Below are 16416 nucleotides of genomic sequence, written 5' to 3'. Positions count from 1 at the left end.
CGACGCTCGCGAGCTGTACGACATCCTCGTCGCAGACGGCTTGCCGTCGCGCAGGGCGCGGCCTCCCGCGGGACTTCGAATCGGGCCGGCGTCCTGGTGACGGCGCGCGCGGCTCCCGCCGCATCCGCGGGCGCCACTTCGCTGTTCGGGCTCCATCGATCGGTGGCGCCCGAACAGGAGTCTGGCGCCGCGGGCGCCGACCACCACCCACGCACCCACGGCCTGCCCGGGGGCGGGGTGCCGTACAATCGATCACACAATGGACGACCCTCCTAGTTGCAGACGATCGCCCCACCGACCCTCCCCGGCCCTGATCGGGGGTGACGCGTGATGGATTACGTCATGTTGGGCGTGGGGCTCCTGCTCACCATCGGGACCGGTCTGTTCGTCGCGAGCGAGTTCGCGCTCGTGAACCTCGACCGTGCCGACCTCGAAGCCCGCCAGGCGGCGGGCGAGTCGCGACTGTCGCTCACGATCTCCGCGCTCAAGATCACCTCGACGCACCTCTCCAGCGCGCAGTTGGGCATCACGCTGACGACCCTCCTCACCGGTTACACGATGGAGCCGGCGCTGTCGAACCTGCTGAGTCCCGTGTTCACGGCGTGGGGGGTGCCGGATGCCGCGGGTCGCGCGATCTCGACCGTCGTCGCGATCTCCGTCGCGACGATGTTCTCGATGATCCTCGGCGAGCTCGTGCCGAAGAACTTCGCACTCGCGGTCCCGCGCCAGACCGCGAAGCTCGTGATGCCGTTCCAGGTCGGCTTCACGACCGTGTTCCGCCCGGCGATCGTCGTCCTGAACGGCAGCGCCAACGGCATCCTGCGCGGTATGGGGATCGAGCCGAAGGAGGAGCTCTCCGGAGCCCGCACGGCCGACGAGCTGTCGAGCCTCGTCCGTCGCTCCGCGAGCGCCGGCGTACTCGAGCAGGACACCGCGTCGCTCCTGAACCGCACCCTCACCTTCGCCCGCCTGACGACGGCCGACGTCATGACGCCGCGCCCCTCGATCCATGCGGTCGCCGCGGGCGACAGCGTCGAGGACGTCATCCAGCTCGCACGCCGCACGGGGCACAGCCGCTTCCCCGTCTACGACGAGTCGATGGACGACATCACGGGGATCGCGCACCTCAAGCAGGCCGTGAGCGTCCCGCGGGATCGCCGCGCCGACGTCCCTGCCGCCGCGATCGCCGAGGAACCGCTGCGCGTGCCAGAAGCGGTGCACCTGGACGCCGTCATGGCGGAGCTTCGCGCCAAGGGCTACCAGATGGCGATCGTCGTCGACGAGTACGGCGGCACCGCCGGCGTCGTCACCCTGGAGGACCTCGTCGAGGAGATCGTCGGCGAAGTGCTCGATGAGCACGACCGCTCACGCGCCGGCATCGTTCGCGTCGCGGGCGCGGTCGTCTTCCCGGGGGAGCTGCGCCCCGACGAGGTGCTCGACCGCACCGGCATCCGAGTGCCCGAGAGCGATGTCTACGACACCGTCGGCGGCTTCCTCATGTCGACCCTCGAGCGGATCCCCGTCGTCGGCGACACGGCCGTGATCGAGGACGGCACGCTCGAGGTGGTGCGCATGGACGGCCGCCGCGTCGACCGGGTGAAGTTCACCCCGAACCCCCTGCCGGACGGCGCGGATGCCGGCGCGGATGCCGCGGCGACCGCCGGAGCCGATGCCGTCGGACGCACGCCCACCGACGGGGGTGAGCTCCGATGAACGATTGGGCCGGAATCGCGTGGCTCGTCGTGCTGCTCGCGTTCAACGCGTTCTTCGTCGGCGCCGAGTTCGCCGTCATCTCCGCGCGGCGCTCGCAGATCGAGCCGCTCGCGGAGCGGGGTTCCAAGACCGCGAAGACGGCGCTGTACGCCATGGAGCACGCGACTCTCATGCTCGCGACGTGTCAGCTCGGCATCACGATCTGCTCGCTCCTGATCCTGAACGTCTCCGAGCCGGCGATCCACCACCTGCTGGAGGGTCCGCTGGGGCTCACCGGTTGGAGCGAGGCCGTCATCGGCGGCGTCGCCTTCGCGATCGCGCTGCTGCTCGTCTCGTACCTGCACGTCGTGTTCGGCGAGATGGTGCCGAAGAACCTCGCGTTCTCGCTCCCCGACCGCGCGGTGCTGCTGCTCGCGACTCCGCTCGTGTGGGTGTCGAAGGTGTTCTACCCGATCATCGTCGCGCTCAACTGGATCGCCAACCACATCGTGCGCCTCTTCCGCGTCGAACCGAAGAACGAGGCGGCATCCACCTTCACGCTCGACGAGGTCGCGACGATCGTCGCGCAGTCGCGCATCGAGGGCGTCCTCGACGACGCGTCGGGGGCTGTGACGGCGGCTCTCGAGTTCACCGACAAGAAAGCGCGGGATGTCGCCGTGCCGCTCAGCGAGCTCGTGACGCTGCCGGAGCGCACGACGCCCGACGAGATCGAGCGCGCCGTCGCGAAGCACGGCTTCTCCCGCTACGTCGTCGTGGATGCCGCGGGCGCCCCCCTCGGCTACGTGCACCTGAAGGACGTGCTGCGCGCCGCCGAGGGCCCGGGTGCCGAGGCGAACCTCGCCGAGCCGATCCAGCCCAAGCGCATCCACCACATGGTGCCGGTGGCGGAGTCGACCGATCTCGAGGACGCGCTCGCCCTCATGCGCCGATCGAGCCGCCACCTCGCACAGGTGCGCGACGAGACGGGCGAGGTGACGGGAGTGCTCTTCCTCGAGGACATCATCGAGGAGCTCGTCGGCGAAGTGCACGACGCGACCCGTCGCGGCTTCTGACACGGGGGAGTGCGATTCACCTGTCACTCGCGCCGGGAACCTCCGCGAGATTCCCGGCGCGAGTGACAACCGAGCGGCAACCGAACGCCGCTGAACTCCGCGCGCTCAGCGGGGGATGGCGCGCTGGTACTGCACCGGCCAGAGTTCCGATGCGACCGCGGATGCCTCGCCGAGCTCGGTCGCGGCGCGCAGCGCGAAGTGCGGGTCGCGCAGCCACTCGCGACCCGCGAGGATCACGTCGGCATCGCCCGCCGCGAGGATCGCCTCGGCCTGCGGGCCGGAGGTGATCTCGCCGACGGCGCCGGTCGCCACCCCCGAGGCCGAGCGGACCTCGGACGCCAGGTGGACCTGGTAGCCCGGCCCCGTGACGATCTGCTGGTGGGCGACGAGGCCTCCGCTGGAGATGTCGAAGAAGACGGCGCCCCGTTCGGCGGCCCACCCTGCGACCGTCGCGGTCTGCGCGGCATCCCACCCGCCGTCGGCCCAGTCGGTCGCCGAGAATCGCACCGTCAGGACGGCCTCGGGCGCTGCCGCGCGGACGGCGTCGACGATGCGCAGCAGCAGCCGGGCGCGGTTCTCGAGCGACCCGCCGTACTCGTCGGTGCGCAGGTTCGACAGGGGCGAGAGGAACTGGTGCAGCAGGTAGCCGTGCGCCGCGTGCAGCTCCAGCAGCGCGAACCCGGCGTGCACGGCGCGGACGGCGGCGGCGGCGAACGCGTCGACGAGCAGGTCGATGCCCGGAAGGTCGAGCGCGGTCGGGTCGGCGAACCCCTCGAACGCCACCGCCGACGGCGCGACCGTCTGCCAGCCGCCTTCGCTCTCCGGCACCGAGCCGCGAGCCCCCGCGAACGGAGACCACGTCGACGCCTTGCGACCCGCATGCGCGAGCTGGATGCCGGGGACCGCCCCGCGCGACCGGATCGCCGCGGCGATAGGGGCCCAGGCATCCCGCTGCGCGTCGTTCCAGATCCCGACGTCCTCGGGGGATATCCGGCCCTCGGGCGTCACGGCGGTCGCCTCGGCGATGACGACGCCCGCGCCGCCGGAGGCGAACTGCGCGAGGTGGACGTGATGCCAGTCGTTCGGGATGCCGTCCTGCGCGGAGTATTGGCACATCGGGGCGACCCACAGGCGGTTGCGGATCGTCAGGCCGCCCAGGTCGATGGGGGACAGCAGCAGGCTCATGGGGCTCCGATTCGGTGGGGCGAGCCGCCGGGACGGTGGGGCGACGGCGGTGATCGCGAGTAGGGTGACCGCCATGACGCTCGACTGGACGGCGCGCGACGCGGCGGGGCACCTGAGGAGGCCAACCGCCTCCGACGACAAGTATTCCCGAGGGGTGCTCGGCGTGCGCACCGGTTCGCAGCGCTATCCGGGCGCCGCCGTGCTGGGGGTCGAGGCCGCGCACCGCGCGGGCGTCGGCATGGTGCGCTACCTCGGACCCGAGCGCCCGTCGGGGCTCGTCCTCGCGCGCCGGCCGGAGGCCGTCACCGTGGAGGGACGCGTGCAGGCGTGGCTGATCGGGTCGGGGACGGATGCCGCGGAGCGCTCGCCCGCCGAGACCGCGGATCTGCGCGCCATCCTGGACGGCGACGTGCCGATCGTCGTGGATGCCGGGGCGCTCGACCTCGTCCCCGCCCGCGCCGGAGCCGCGCCGGTCGTCGTCACCCCGCACGATCGTGAGCTCGCGCGCCTGCGTGAGGCGGCGGGCCTCGCGCCGGTGGACCTCCGGGGCGCCGACGCGGACCGGGCGGCCGCCGCGGCGGACACCGCCGCCGCCCTCGGCGTGACGGTGCTGCTGAAAGGATCGCGCACGCTCGTCGCCGACCCCTCCGGCGTCGTCCGGGGGGTGTCCGCGCCGACGGCGTGGCTCGCCACGGCAGGCACGGGCGATGTGCTCGGCGGCATCCTCGGCGCCCTCGTCGCGGCTGCGGGTGCCCGGGATGCTGCGGCGCTCGCTCCGCTGGCGGCGACCGCGGCGCTCGTGCACGGCGCGGCCGCCGCGGCGGCATCCGACGCGCGGCGCGGGGGACCGATCACCGCGCTCGACGTCGCGGACGCCGTGGCATCCGTCATCGGAGGCCTCCTGAGCGGGTGAGTTCGCACCCGCTCCCTAGGATGGGGAGGGTGTCGAGGCGGGCTGTGCTGTGGATCGCGTTCGCCGTCGTGCACGTCGGTGTCGCCTGGCTCGGCTTTCTCCTGCCGAACGAGCCGATGGGCGATGTCTACCGCGTGTACGAGCCCTGGTCGCGGCAGGCGATCGACGGAGGCGCCATCGTCGGGATCACCGAGGCGTGGGTCTACCCCCAGCTGGCCCTCGTGCCGATGGTGCTCGCGCACGCCTTCGCGTGGATCGCCGGCTACACGATCGGCTGGGCGATCCTCGTGACCCTCATGGATGCCGTCGCCTTCGCAATGCTCGTCGGGCGGGGCCGTTCGGCGTCCCGCGTCGCGGCGGCCTGGTTCTGGCTCGGCTTCATCGCGCTGCTCGGCCCCGTCGGCCTCTATCGACTCGACGGCTTCACGGTTCCCCTCGTGATCATCGGATGCCTGTGGCTGGTCGGCCGCCCCTGGGTCGCCTCGATGATCCTGGCGATCGCGACCTGGATCAAGGTGTGGCCGGCCGCGGTCCTCGCCGCCGCCGTCGTCTCGGTCGAGGTGTTGCGTCGGCGCGGCGCGCTCGTCGGGGGCGCGCTCGTCGTCTCGGCGCTGACTCTGATCGCTGTGGTCGCCGCGGGCGGCGGTGCGCACGCGTTCGGCTTCATCGGCGAGCAGACCGCGCGTGGCCTGCAGGTCGAGGCGCCGATCGCCACCCCGTACCTGTGGGGAGCGCTGCTGGGCATCCCGGGATTCTCCGTGTACTACTCGTCCGAGCTGCTGACCTTCCAGGTCACGGGGACGGACATCGACGTCGTGATCGCGGCGATGACGCCCGCGCTCATCGTCGCGATGGCCGCGGTCGCTGCGCTCGGCGCCGTCAAGGCCGTGCGCGGCGTGCGGTTCGTCTCGCTGTTCCCCGCGCTCGCGCTCGCGCTCGCGCTCGTGCTCGGCTTCATCGTCGTCAACAAGGTCGGCTCACCCCAGTACCTCGTCTGGCTCGTGCCGCCGCTGGTCGTCGGGATCGTGCTGCGTCGTGCGGCCTGGATCCCGCCCGCGCTCCTCGCCCTCGGCGCGGCGCTGCTCACGCAGCTCGTGTACCCCATCCTGTACAACGGCATCCTCTCTCCCGCCGCGCTCGCCGTCGTCATCCTGACGCTGCGCAACCTCGTGCTGATCGCGCTGTTCGTGTGGATCGTCGTCCGGCTCGCGCGTCTGCAGGTGCCGCTTCGCGCGGCGGCGGATGCCGCGGTGCCCGCCCGCCGTGCCGTGAACCCCTCGCTCTGACCCGCACTGCATCACTCACCCTGGAGGTCTCCCCATGCTCATCGCCTTCTCCGTCGCACCCAGCGGCACACCCAGCGGCTCCGGCGGCATCCCCACCGCCGGCGACGGCTCGGTCCACGACGCGGTCGCTGCGGCGGTCTCGGTCGTGCGCGCATCAGGATTGCCGCACCGCACGACGTCCATGTTCACTGAGATCGAGGGGGAGTGGGACGAGGTGTTCGCCGTCGTGAAAGCGGCGACGGAAGCGGTGCTGCCGTTCGGGTCACGTGTCTCGCTGGTGCTCAAAGCCGACATTCGACCGGGCTTCACCGGCGAGCTCGACGGCAAGGTCGCACGGCTCGAAAACGCGATCGACGCGGCCGGCCGCGGTCTTGCCGGATCGGTCCCGGACGTCACCGAATCGTGACCTTGGGGTTGATCCAATAAGGATTCAGGGGTTGCGTTCCACCAGGAAGTGAGCGCTAACATTGTCCCGCCGACACCGATGTCGGCGAGAAGCAGCGTCGCCCGCCCGAAAGGACCTCGCCTGGTGCCCACTCCATCCGCACCCCGCCCCCTCCCGTCCGTGACCCGACCCGCGAGGTTCCGCCGCCGCGTCGTGCTCGCGGCGGCGACGACCCTCGGACTCGTCCTGGCGCCGCTGGTCGTTCCGGCCGTCGCCGTCGCCGACACGAACGACGGTCTGGTCGTCCGCTACCTGCTCGACGAGACAGGAGCGACCACGACCGCGGTGGACTCGTCGGGCAACGGCCGCAACGCGACCTACGTCAACGGCCCCACCTTGACGGGTGCGGAGGGCGTGCGTCTGGATGGCAACGACGACTTCGTGGATCTGCCGGATGACCTCATGCGCGACCTGACCTCGATCACGGTGAGCGCCGATGTGCTCGTGCGCACGGAGCAGTCGGGCGCGTACTTCATCTGGGGCATGGGCAACACGAGCGGCGGAGTGGGCAACGGCTACCTGTTCACGACGGGCAACGCCTACCGCGCAGCGATCGCCACCGGCAACTGGAGCACGGAGCAGGGCGTCAACAGCAACGCCGACCTCGCCCGGGGCGTCTGGAAGACCCTCACCTACACGCTGGACAACGCGACCAAGACGAGTTCCCTCTACCTCGACGGCGCTCTGGTGCGGACCAACACCAACACCACCTCGACGCCCGGAGCGATCGGCGGGGGTGCGACCACCGCCAACTACCTGGGCCGCTCGGTCTACGACGCGGACCGTCGCCTCGCGGGCAGCATCCGCGACTTCCGCATCTATGACCGCGCCCTTTCCGCGTCGGACGTCGCGGCACTGGTCCCCGAAGATGCGACCCGCGTGGCGCGCGATCGCGACCTCCTCGCGCTGGGCGATCTCGCTGCGGTCACGTCGAATATCGCGCTGCCGACCGCGGGAGTCAACGGCGGCACGGTCTCGTGGCAGTCCTCCGACCCCGCTGTGGTCTCGTCGACCGGTCAGGTCACCCGCCCCACCGCGGGCCAGGCCGATGCCACCGTCACTCTGACCGCGACCATCGCGAGGGGATCGGCTTCGGTGACGCGGACGTTCCCCGTGACCGTCCTCGCCATGTCTGACGATGCCGGCAACGCCCAGCGCGCGGTCGACGCGATCGTCGTGCCTGGTCTGGACGACGTGCGTGGCAACCTGACGCTTCCGACGAGCTCCGAGGGCCTCCCGATCACGTGGGCGTCGTCCGACCCCGCCGTGATCTCGACGTCGGGTGTCGTGACGCGCAAGAGCAGTGCCGCCACGGTGACGCTCACCGCCTCGGCCACCAAGAACTCGACCACGCGCACCCGTACCCTCACCGCGACCGTCCGCGCGGCGGCCGCACAGGCGCCGTACGCGGGCTACGCGTTCGCGTACTTCACCGGCAACAGCGTCGCGGGGGAGAACATCTACTTCGCCGCCAGCAACGGCAACAACGCGCTGTCGTGGTCCGAGCTCAACAACGGTGAGCCCGCGCTGACGTCGGAGTACGGCGAGAAGGGTCTGCGCGATCCGTTCATCATCCGCTCGCCCGAGGGCGACACGTTCTACCTCATCGCCACCGATCTGTCGATCGGTCGCGACGGCGACTGGGGGCGCGCGCAGCGCCACGGCTCGCAGTACATCGAGGTGTGGGAGTCGCACGACCTCATCACCTGGAGTGCGCAGCGCCACGTCAAGATCGGCCCCGACAACGCAGGCAACACGTGGGCACCCGAGGCGTATTACGACGACGAGCTCGGTGCGTACGTGGTCTTCTGGGCGGCCTCGCTGTTCGGTGCCGACGATCCGGAGCACAAAGGCAGCTTCTACCAGACGATGATGTACGCGACGACCCGCGACTTCGTCACCTTCAGCGAGCCGCGCGTGTGGCAGGACTACAAAGCCTCGCGGATCGACTCGACCGTCATCAAGGATGACGGCACCTACTACCGCTTCACGAAGGACGAGGGCGGCGTCACCGGCTGCAGCGACATCATCGAGGAGTCCTCCGACAGCCTCACCACCGTCGACGACTACACGACGCCCGGATGGAGCGCCGCCGATGCGAACTGGAAGATCGTCGACAGCTGCATCGGCCGGGGCGCCGGGACGGCGGCCGTGGAGGGTCCGACCATCTTCAAGGCGAACGCGGGTGACACCTCCGGGTCGAACTACTACCTCTTCGTCGACGAGTACGGAGGCCGCGGCTACATCCCGCTCGGCAGCGACAGCCTGAGCGACCCCGACTGGCAGGTGCCGGCGAGCTACCGCCTGCCGGCGAGCCCGCGTCACGGCACGGTGCTGTCGGTCACCGCGGCGGAGCTCTCCGCGCTGCGGGCGAACCTCCCGACGCCGGTCACGCCGAACGAGGACGGCGAGATCCTCAGCTACGACTTCACGGGCTCCGGCACGACGCTGACCGACACCTCCGGAAACGGGCTGAACGGCACGGTGAACGGCGGTGCGACGCTCTCGGGCGGCACCCTGACGTTCGACGGCACGGACGACTACGTCGCGCTGCCCAACAACATCCTCGCGGGGGTGAGCGACATCACGATCCAGGCGCAGCTGCGGATCGCCGGAGGCCAGCAGACGCCGTACTTCCTGTACGGACTCGGCAACACCACCAACGGGGCGGGCAACGGCTATCTGTTCACGTCGGGCAACGCCTACCGCACGAGCATCACCGGTGGAAACTGGCAGGGCGAGCAGACCGTGGCATCCGGGTCGAACCTCCCTCGCGACACGTGGGTCACGCTCACCTACACGCTCCAGGGGACGACGGCGCGACTCTACCTCGACGGCGTGCAGGTCGGCGTGCAGGAGAACGTCACGCTCGATCCGGGCGACATCGGGGGCGGCAGCACGGCGGCCAACTACCTCGGCCGGTCGCTGTACAACGCCGACCGGTACTTCTCCGGTCAGTACCGCCAGTTCACGATCTACAACCGCGCGCTCACGCCCGCGGAGGTCGTGCAGCAGTCCGGCAACACCGGCGTCCTCGGCGCGGTCAGCCTGCAGGATGCCAGTGTGCTCAAGACGGCGCCGTTGGTGGATGCCGCGACGCGCACCGTCACCTTCCCCGTCAAGCCGGGCACCGACCTCTCGGCGCTCCGCCCGGTCTATGCCACCGCCGCCGGGGTCACCACCGACCCGGCATCCGGCACGGTGCGTGACATGCGTTCGCCGGCTGCGGTGACGCTGACGCGTCCCGGCGCGGACGATGTCGTCTGGACGCTGAAGGCCGTCGTCGTGAAGAGCCCGGTGCTGCCGGGGCTGTACGCAGACCCGAACATCGCGGTCTTCGGTGACACCTATTACATCTACGCGACGACGGACGGCACTCCCGGATGGGGCGGCAAGGACTTCTACGTGTGGAAGTCCAAGAACCTCGTCGACTGGACGCGCTCCGCCGAGCCGTTCCTCACGCTGGACGGGGCAGGCGGCAACGTACCGTGGGCGACCGGCAACGCGTGGGCGCCGACCATCATCGAGAAGGGCGGGAAGTACTACTTCTACTTCAGCGGCCACGAGCCGAACGCCAACCGCAAGATGATCGGCGTCGCCGTGGCGGACAGCCCCGAAGGGCCGTTCACCGCTGAGGCTCAGCCGATGATCACCAACGCGGAGAGCGTCCACAGTGGGCAGGCGATCGACCCGGCCGCCTTCCGCGACCCGGCGATCGGCAAGTACTACCTCTTCTGGGGGAACGGCAACCCGGTCTACGGCGAGCTCTCGGATGACATGAAGAGCATCGTCCCGGGCTCGATCAAGCCGATCAGCGGCCTGACCGGCTACCGGGAGGGGACGTTCGTGAACTATCGCGACGGGCTGTATCACCTCACCTACTCGATCGACGACACGGGGTCGGTGAACTATCGCGTCGGATACGCGACGTCGACGAGTGTCGACGGCCCGTGGACGTACCGCGGTGTGATCCTCGAGAAGGACACCTCGCAGGGCATTCTCGGCACGGGGCACAACTCGGTGATCAACGTCCCCGGGACCGATGAGTGGTACATCGCGTACCACCGGTTTGGGATCCCTGGCGGTGATGGCACCCACCGCGAGACGACGATCGACAAGCTCACGATCGGGGAGGACGGGCTGTTCCAGACAGTGAAGCCGACCCTCTCGAGCGTCGCTCCCCGCGAGGTTCCGACGACGCCGACGCCGACGCCGACTCCGACGGCGACTCCGACTCCGACGGCCACGCCGACTCCGACCGCAACGCCGTCGCCGACGGCGCCGGCGAAGGCCGTCGTGTCGATCTCGGCGTCCTCCGTCGAGCGCGGAGACGGCGTGTACGTGGTGGTCACGGGGCTGGCGCCCGGCGAGCAGGTGAGCGCAGAGCTGCACAGCGACCCGATCCGGATCACGGGTATCCCGGTGGCCGACGCTGCCGGCCGCACGGCCTTCGACGTCGCGATCCCTGCGACGCTGCCGGTCGGCGTGCACACGCTCTTCGTCTGGGATGGGACGGGGACGCTGCTGTCGCAGGTGTCGATCACCGTACTGCCCGACGGGCAGCTCGCGGTGACGGGAGCGCAGACTCCACTGGCGCTGATGCTCCTGGCGGCCCTGCTGCTCACGATCGGCATGGGCATCCGCGTGATGCGCCCCCGGCGCGCTCGCGAGTGACGGGGAAGGCCGGCGGATCCCCATCCGCCGGCCTTCCGCTGACCTGGCCCTTCCGATCTGCCGGGTCAGCGGATCCGGCCCGGGTCGCCCCCGATGGCCGGTAGCATTGCCCGGTGACCTCCTCGACTCGATCGAAGAGGACGGCAACGATGGCGCTCCTCTCCCTCGCCATCGGCTCCTTCGGAATCGGCATGACCGAGTTCGTCGTGATGGGCCTGCTCCCGCAGATCTCCGCGGATCTGCTGCCGGATGCCTGGGCGCACGACAGCGCCGACGCGATCGCCCGCACGGGCTGGCTCATCACTCTGTATGCGCTCGGCGTCGTCGTGGGGGCGCCGACGATCGCGGCATCCGTCGCCAAGTATCCGCGCCACCACGTCATGCTGACGCTCGCGGTCGCGCTGACCTTCTTCAACGCTCTCACCTTCGTCATGCCGACGTTCGAGCTCGTCGCCGCCTCCCGCTTCCTGGCGGGGCTGCCGCACGGCGCGTACTTCGGGATCGGCGCCCTCGTCGCGGCGGATGTCCTCGGCCCCGGCAAGCGCGCGCAGGGCGTCGCCTTCGTCCTGACGGGCCTCACGGTCGCGAACGTCGTCGGCGTGCCGGTCGGCACGGGTCTCGGGCAGCAGTTCGGCTGGCGCGTCGCGTTCATGATCGTCGCGGCGATCTTCGCCCTCGCGGCGATCCTCATCGCCCTGTTCGTGCCCGCACACGCGGGCGACCCCGGGCGCACGCTCCGCGCCGAGCTCGGCGTCTTCCGCATTCCGCAGGTGTGGCTGACGCTCGGCGTGGGCGCGATCGGGTTCGGCGGCTTCTTCGCCGCGTACAGCTACATCGCCTCGATCGTGACGGAGGTGGCGGGCAGCCCCGCCTGGGCCGTACCGATCGTCCTCGTCGTGATGGGCGTCGGGATGACCGTGGGCAACATCCTCGGCGGGCGGCTCGCCGACCGGAACCTCCGCCGCACGCTCCTGTGGGGGCTCGGCATCCTCGCGCTCGTGCAGGTGCTCCTCGCCCTCGCGTGCGGTTGGATCGTCACGCTCGTCGTGTTCGTCTTCGCGCTCGGGGTAGTCTCGGCGGCGCTGAGCCCCTCCATCCAGACGAGGCTCATGGATGTCGCGGGCGACAACCAGTCGATCGCCGCGGCCCTCAACCACTCCGCCCTCAACATCGGCAACGCGACGGGGGCCGCCCTCGGCGGCGCCGTCATCGCCGCGGGCTTCGGCTTCGTCGCGCCCGTCTGGGTCGGCGCGGTCCTCGCCGCGGCGGGCCTTCTCATCGCGTTCGCGAGCTTCGCGCTCGACGCGCGGCAGAAAGCTGCGGGCGCGGCCGTTCTCTCGTAGGCGCGTGCCGATTCCGGGCGCACGAGGCCGCTGTGCAGGTGGGGTCAGCTCGCGAGCAGCCGGCGCAGGTGCCGGCCGACGGCATCCGTCTCGATGAGGAACCCGTCGTGGCCGAAGTCGCTCGAAAGGACCACGGTCGACTCGTCGAGGGTCGAGCGGATGCCGCGGAAGATCCGCTCCTGCCCGTCGACGGGGAACAGACGGTCGCTGTCGATGCCGAGGACGAGGGTCGTCGCGGTGACGCGGGCGAGCGCGTCCTCGACGCCGCCGCGGTCCCGCCCGACGTCGTGCGAGTTCATCGCCTCGACGAGGGTGAGGTAGCTGTTCGCGTCGAAGCGGCGGGTGAACTTGTTGCCGTGGAAGTCGAGGTAGCTCTCCACGGCGAAGCGTCCGCCGCCGCCGAGCGGGCTGACCTCGGACTGCCAGGAGCGCTGGAAGCGCAGGTTGAGCTCGACGGGGCTGCGGTAGTTCAACAGCGCCATGCGCCGCGCGAGTGCGAGACCACGGTGCGGCCCCTCGCCGTCGGCGGCGTCGTAGTACTCGCCGCCCGCGAAGCGCGGGTCGATGCGGATCGCCTCCAGCTGCACCGAGTTGAGTGCGACCTGGTCGGCCGTCGTGGTCGGGGGAGCGGCGAGCACGGCGAGCCGCTCCACGCGATCGGGGAGGCCCACGCCCCACTCGAGCGCGTGCATGCCGCCCATCGATCCGCCGATGACGGCCGCCCAGCGATCGATGCGCAGCGCGTCGGCGAGGGCCGCTTGTGCGGCGACCTGGTCGCGGATCGTCAGGTACGGGAAGCGCGGCCCCCACTCGCGTCCGTCGGGGCCGATCGAGGCGGCTCCCGTCGAGCCCTGGCATCCACCGAGCATGTTCGGGGCGACGACGAACCAGCGGTCGGTGTCGATCGCCGCGCCCGGGCCGACGATGTCCTGCCACCAGCCGGCGGTGGGATGCCCCGGCCCCGCGTCGCCGCGCACGTGGCTGTCGCCCGTGAGGGCGTGCAGGATCAGAACGGCGTTCGAGGCGTCGTCGTTGAGCTCACCCCAGGACTCGTAAGCGAGCCGCGCGAACGGCAGGCTTTCACCGTTCTCGGTGCGGAATGCGCCCAGGAGCGCGAAGCGCCGGCCGCCCGCGGGATCGCCGTCCCGCCACGCGCCGCTGGCCGGCGGCCGCGCGCGCAGCAGCCGCGCGTCGGCCTCGGAGATCGGGCTCGACGGCACCGTGTCTTCCGACGCCTGCCAGTCCATGGCATCCATTCTCGCCCGTCCGCCCCCGCCAGGACGGCGTATTACGCCCGCGAGACAGCAGTGGCGCGCCGAGACTGCGACCGGTGGGTGCAGTCTCGGCGCGCCAGTGAAGTCTCGCGGGCGAGGAAGGGGTCAGGCGCGAGCGGCCTCCGACACCCGACGGGCGGCGGCGAGGGCCTGCGTGAGGTCGGCCTTCAGGTCCTCGACGTTCTCGAGGCCCACCGACAGGCGCACGAGGCCGGGCGTCACGCCCGTCGTGAGCTGCTGCTCCGGGGTGAGCTGCGAGTGGGTCGTGGATGCCGGGTGGATCACGAGCGAGCGCACGTCGCCGATGTTCGCGAGGTGGCTGAACAGCTCGAGCGCGTTGACGAACTCACGCCCGGCCTCGACCCCGCCCTTGAGCTCGAACGACAGGACCGCGCCGACGCCCTTGGGCGCGTACCGGTTCGCCGCGGCGTACCAGGGCGACGTGGGCAGGCCGGAGTAGTTCACCGTGGCGATGTCGTCGTGGTTCTCGAGCCACTCGGCGATCTCCTGGGCGTTCTGCACGTGGCGCTCGATGCGCAGCGAGAGCGTCTCGATGCCCTGGATGAGGTTCCAGGCGCTCTGCGGGGAGATGGCCGATCCGAGGTCGCGCAGCAGCTGCACGCGGGCCTTGATGACGTACGCGAGACCGTCGCCGACGGCGGCGGTGTAGACCGCCCCGTGGTACGAGGGGTCCGGGGTCGTGAGGCCCGGGAAGCGGTCGGAGTGCTGCGACCACGGGAACGTGCCGCCGTCGACGATCGCGCCGCCGATCGTCGTGCCGTGGCCGCCGAGGAACTTCGTGACCGAGTGCACGACGATGTCGGCACCGTGCTCGAACGGCCGCACAAGGTACGGCGTCGCGATCGTGTTGTCGACGATGAGCGGCACGCCGGACTCGTGCGCGACGTCGGCGACCGAGCGGATGTCGAGGACGTTGATCTTGGGGTTGCCGATCGTCTCCGCGTAGAACAGCTTCGTGTTGGGGCGGACGGCGCGGCGCCACTCCTCGGGGTCGTCCTGGTTCTCGACGAACGTGACCTCGATGCCGAGCTTGGCGAGCGTGTACTTGAAGAGGTTGTAGGTGCCGCCGTAGATCGAGCTCGACGAGACGAAGTGGTCGCCTGCCTCGGCGATGTTGAGCACCGCGAAGGTCGATGCGGCCTGGCCGGAGGAGAGCACGAGCGCGCCTGTACCACCCTCGAGTGCCGCGAGGCGCTGCTCGAGAACGTCCTGCGTGGGGTTCTGGATGCGCGTGTAGATGTTGCCGAACTCGGCCAGCGCGAAGAGGTTCGCGGCGTGGTCGGCGTTGTCGAACACGTACGACGTGGTCTGGTAGATCGGCGTCGCACGAGCCTTGGTGACCGGGTCCGGCGCGGCGCCGGCATGGATCTGCTTGGTCTCGAAACGCCAGGCGTCGGTTGCGGACATTGTCGGGCTCCTGCGGGGTTCTCGGGCTGTGCGGCCTGTCGGGTCGGCTCGGGCGGGATGCCGGAGCCACGACCGACAGTACGATCGGTGCGGTCCTGTCAACAACGTCCCGGAAATGTGACGTCATAATCCCCGGGCCGTGTCGTCGGGGTGGCGACGGGTAGCGTGGGTCCATGACGACGCCTGCGATGCGGAACAGAAGAGCAGTGGTGACCGGGGCGAGCTCGGGGATCGGCGAGGCGGTGGTGCGGGCGCTCCGCGGGGCCGACTGGGACGTCGTCGGCGTCGCGCGACGCGCGGATCGACTGGACGCCCTGGATGCCGAGGTCGGATCGGCCTCGTTCGCGGCCGACCTCACCCGCGAGGCCGACGTCGCCGCGCTCGCCGAGCACGTGGCATCCACCGGAGACGTGCACGCGCTCGTCCACATCGCGGGCGGCGCGCGCGGCACCGATCGCGTCGAGGACGGCGATCCCGACGACTGGCGCTGGATGTTCGAGGTCAATGTGCTGTCCGCCCAACTCGTGACCGCGGCGCTCCTGCCGCTGCTGCGCGCGGGGATCGCGAACAGCGGGGATGCCTCGCCGCACGCCGACGCGCTCTACGTGACCTCGACCGCCGCGCAGACGGCCTACCCGGGGGGCGCCGGCTACAACGCGGCCAAGGCGGGGGAGGCGATGCTCGTGCACGCGCTGCGGCTCGAGCTGAACGGCGAGCCGATCCGTGTCACGGAGATCGCTCCGGGCATGGTCTACACGCCGGAGTTCACCCTCAATCGGCTGGGCGGCGACCGGGCGCAGGCGGAGAGTGTCTATGACGGCGTCGAGCATCCGCTCGTGGCCGCCGACGTCGCCGATGTCATCGCCTACGCCCTGAACGCGCCCGGGCACGTGAACCTCGACCTCGTGACGATGCGCCCCGTCGCGCAGTCGGCGCAGCATCTGCTCGCGCGCGGGCCGTTGCGCCCGCGGACGTGACGGTCCCTCGCGCACGTCTGCACCGACCATGTCCCGGAAGAGCATGTCCCAGACGGGGTGTGCCCCGATGACCATGTCCCAGAAGGAGCATGCCCCGAAGGACCATGTCCCAGAAGTGGTCGCTTT

Annotated in this window: 11 protein-coding genes; 8 read left to right on the top strand and 3 right to left on the bottom strand. The window is 70.6% G+C overall.

The genetic code is table 11. From position 1 onward, the window contains the following. Positions 1 to 330 precede the first annotated feature (330 nt). Both J0I43_RS14080 and J0I43_RS14075 read left to right on the top strand, forming a co-directional pair. The gene (locus tag J0I43_RS14080) at positions 331 to 1713 is read left to right on the top strand and encodes a hemolysin family protein (RefSeq protein WP_292865138.1); all 1383 of its coding nucleotides are present in this window, start codon (positions 331 to 333) and stop codon (positions 1711 to 1713) included. Then, positions 1710 to 2765: a hemolysin family protein gene (locus J0I43_RS14075; protein WP_292865135.1), complete on the top strand. Its 1056-nt coding sequence runs from the start codon at positions 1710 to 1712 to the stop codon at positions 2763 to 2765. Before J0I43_RS14080 ends, J0I43_RS14075 begins: the two co-directional genes overlap by 4 nt. A 105-nt stretch (positions 2766 to 2870) precedes the next feature. Here the strand turns inward: J0I43_RS14075 and J0I43_RS14070 are convergent, their stop codons facing one another. After that, a complete protein-coding gene (locus J0I43_RS14070; protein ID WP_292865132.1) occupies positions 2871 to 3950 on the bottom strand; it encodes an NADH:flavin oxidoreductase/NADH oxidase in 1080 nt (359 codons plus the stop codon). 73 nt (positions 3951 to 4023) lie between these two features. Here J0I43_RS14070 and J0I43_RS14065 point away from each other — a divergent pair, with 73 nt between their 5' ends. The 5 genes from J0I43_RS14065 to J0I43_RS14045 all read left to right on the top strand — a co-directional run bounded on the left by J0I43_RS14065 (position 4024) and on the right by J0I43_RS14045 (position 12611). Beyond that, positions 4024 to 4863: an ADP/ATP-dependent (S)-NAD(P)H-hydrate dehydratase gene (locus J0I43_RS14065; RefSeq protein ID WP_292865129.1), complete on the top strand. Its 840-nt coding sequence runs from the start codon at positions 4024 to 4026 to the stop codon at positions 4861 to 4863. 29 nt (positions 4864 to 4892) lie between these two features. Next, positions 4893 to 6149 carry a hypothetical protein gene (locus J0I43_RS14060; RefSeq protein WP_292865126.1) on the top strand — a complete coding sequence of 419 codons (1257 nt, stop codon included), beginning with the start codon at positions 4893 to 4895 and terminating at the stop codon, positions 6147 to 6149. A gap of 34 nt (positions 6150 to 6183) precedes the next feature. Beyond that, positions 6184 to 6555 carry a thiamine-binding protein gene (locus tag J0I43_RS14055; RefSeq protein ID WP_292865123.1) on the top strand — a complete coding sequence of 124 codons (372 nt, stop codon included), beginning with the start codon at positions 6184 to 6186 and terminating at the stop codon, positions 6553 to 6555. Between the two features lie 159 nt (positions 6556 to 6714). Beyond that, a complete protein-coding gene (locus tag J0I43_RS14050; RefSeq protein ID WP_292865120.1) occupies positions 6715 to 11268 on the top strand; it encodes a family 43 glycosylhydrolase in 4554 nt (1517 codons plus the stop codon). A gap of 113 nt (positions 11269 to 11381) precedes the next feature. Further along, a complete protein-coding gene (locus J0I43_RS14045; protein WP_292865116.1) occupies positions 11382 to 12611 on the top strand; it encodes an MFS transporter in 1230 nt (409 codons plus the stop codon). 44 nt (positions 12612 to 12655) lie between these two features. Here the strand turns inward: J0I43_RS14045 and J0I43_RS14040 are convergent, their stop codons facing one another. Both J0I43_RS14040 and J0I43_RS14035 read right to left on the bottom strand, forming a co-directional pair. Beyond that, the gene (locus J0I43_RS14040) at positions 12656 to 13858 is read right to left on the bottom strand and encodes a homoserine O-acetyltransferase (protein WP_292865113.1); all 1203 of its coding nucleotides are present in this window, start codon (positions 13856 to 13858) and stop codon (positions 12656 to 12658) included. A 132-nt stretch (positions 13859 to 13990) separates the two neighbouring features. Continuing rightward, positions 13991 to 15313, bottom strand: a complete 1323-nt coding sequence (locus J0I43_RS14035) for a bifunctional o-acetylhomoserine/o-acetylserine sulfhydrylase (RefSeq protein ID WP_292865110.1) — start codon at positions 15311 to 15313, stop codon at positions 13991 to 13993. A gap of 173 nt (positions 15314 to 15486) precedes the next feature. Between J0I43_RS14035 and J0I43_RS14030 the strand changes: the two genes are divergently transcribed. Further along, on the top strand, positions 15487 to 16290 hold the full coding sequence (locus tag J0I43_RS14030) for an SDR family oxidoreductase (protein WP_292865107.1): 804 nt from the start codon (positions 15487 to 15489) through the stop codon (positions 16288 to 16290). Positions 16291 to 16416 lie beyond the last annotated feature (126 nt).

It is taken from the genome of Microbacterium sp., from assembly GCF_017305435.1.
GTDB lineage: Bacteria > Actinomycetota > Actinomycetes > Actinomycetales > Microbacteriaceae > Microbacterium.
Note: the sequence above shows the minus strand (reverse complement) of the source record. Positions and strands in the feature narration are given on the sequence as shown.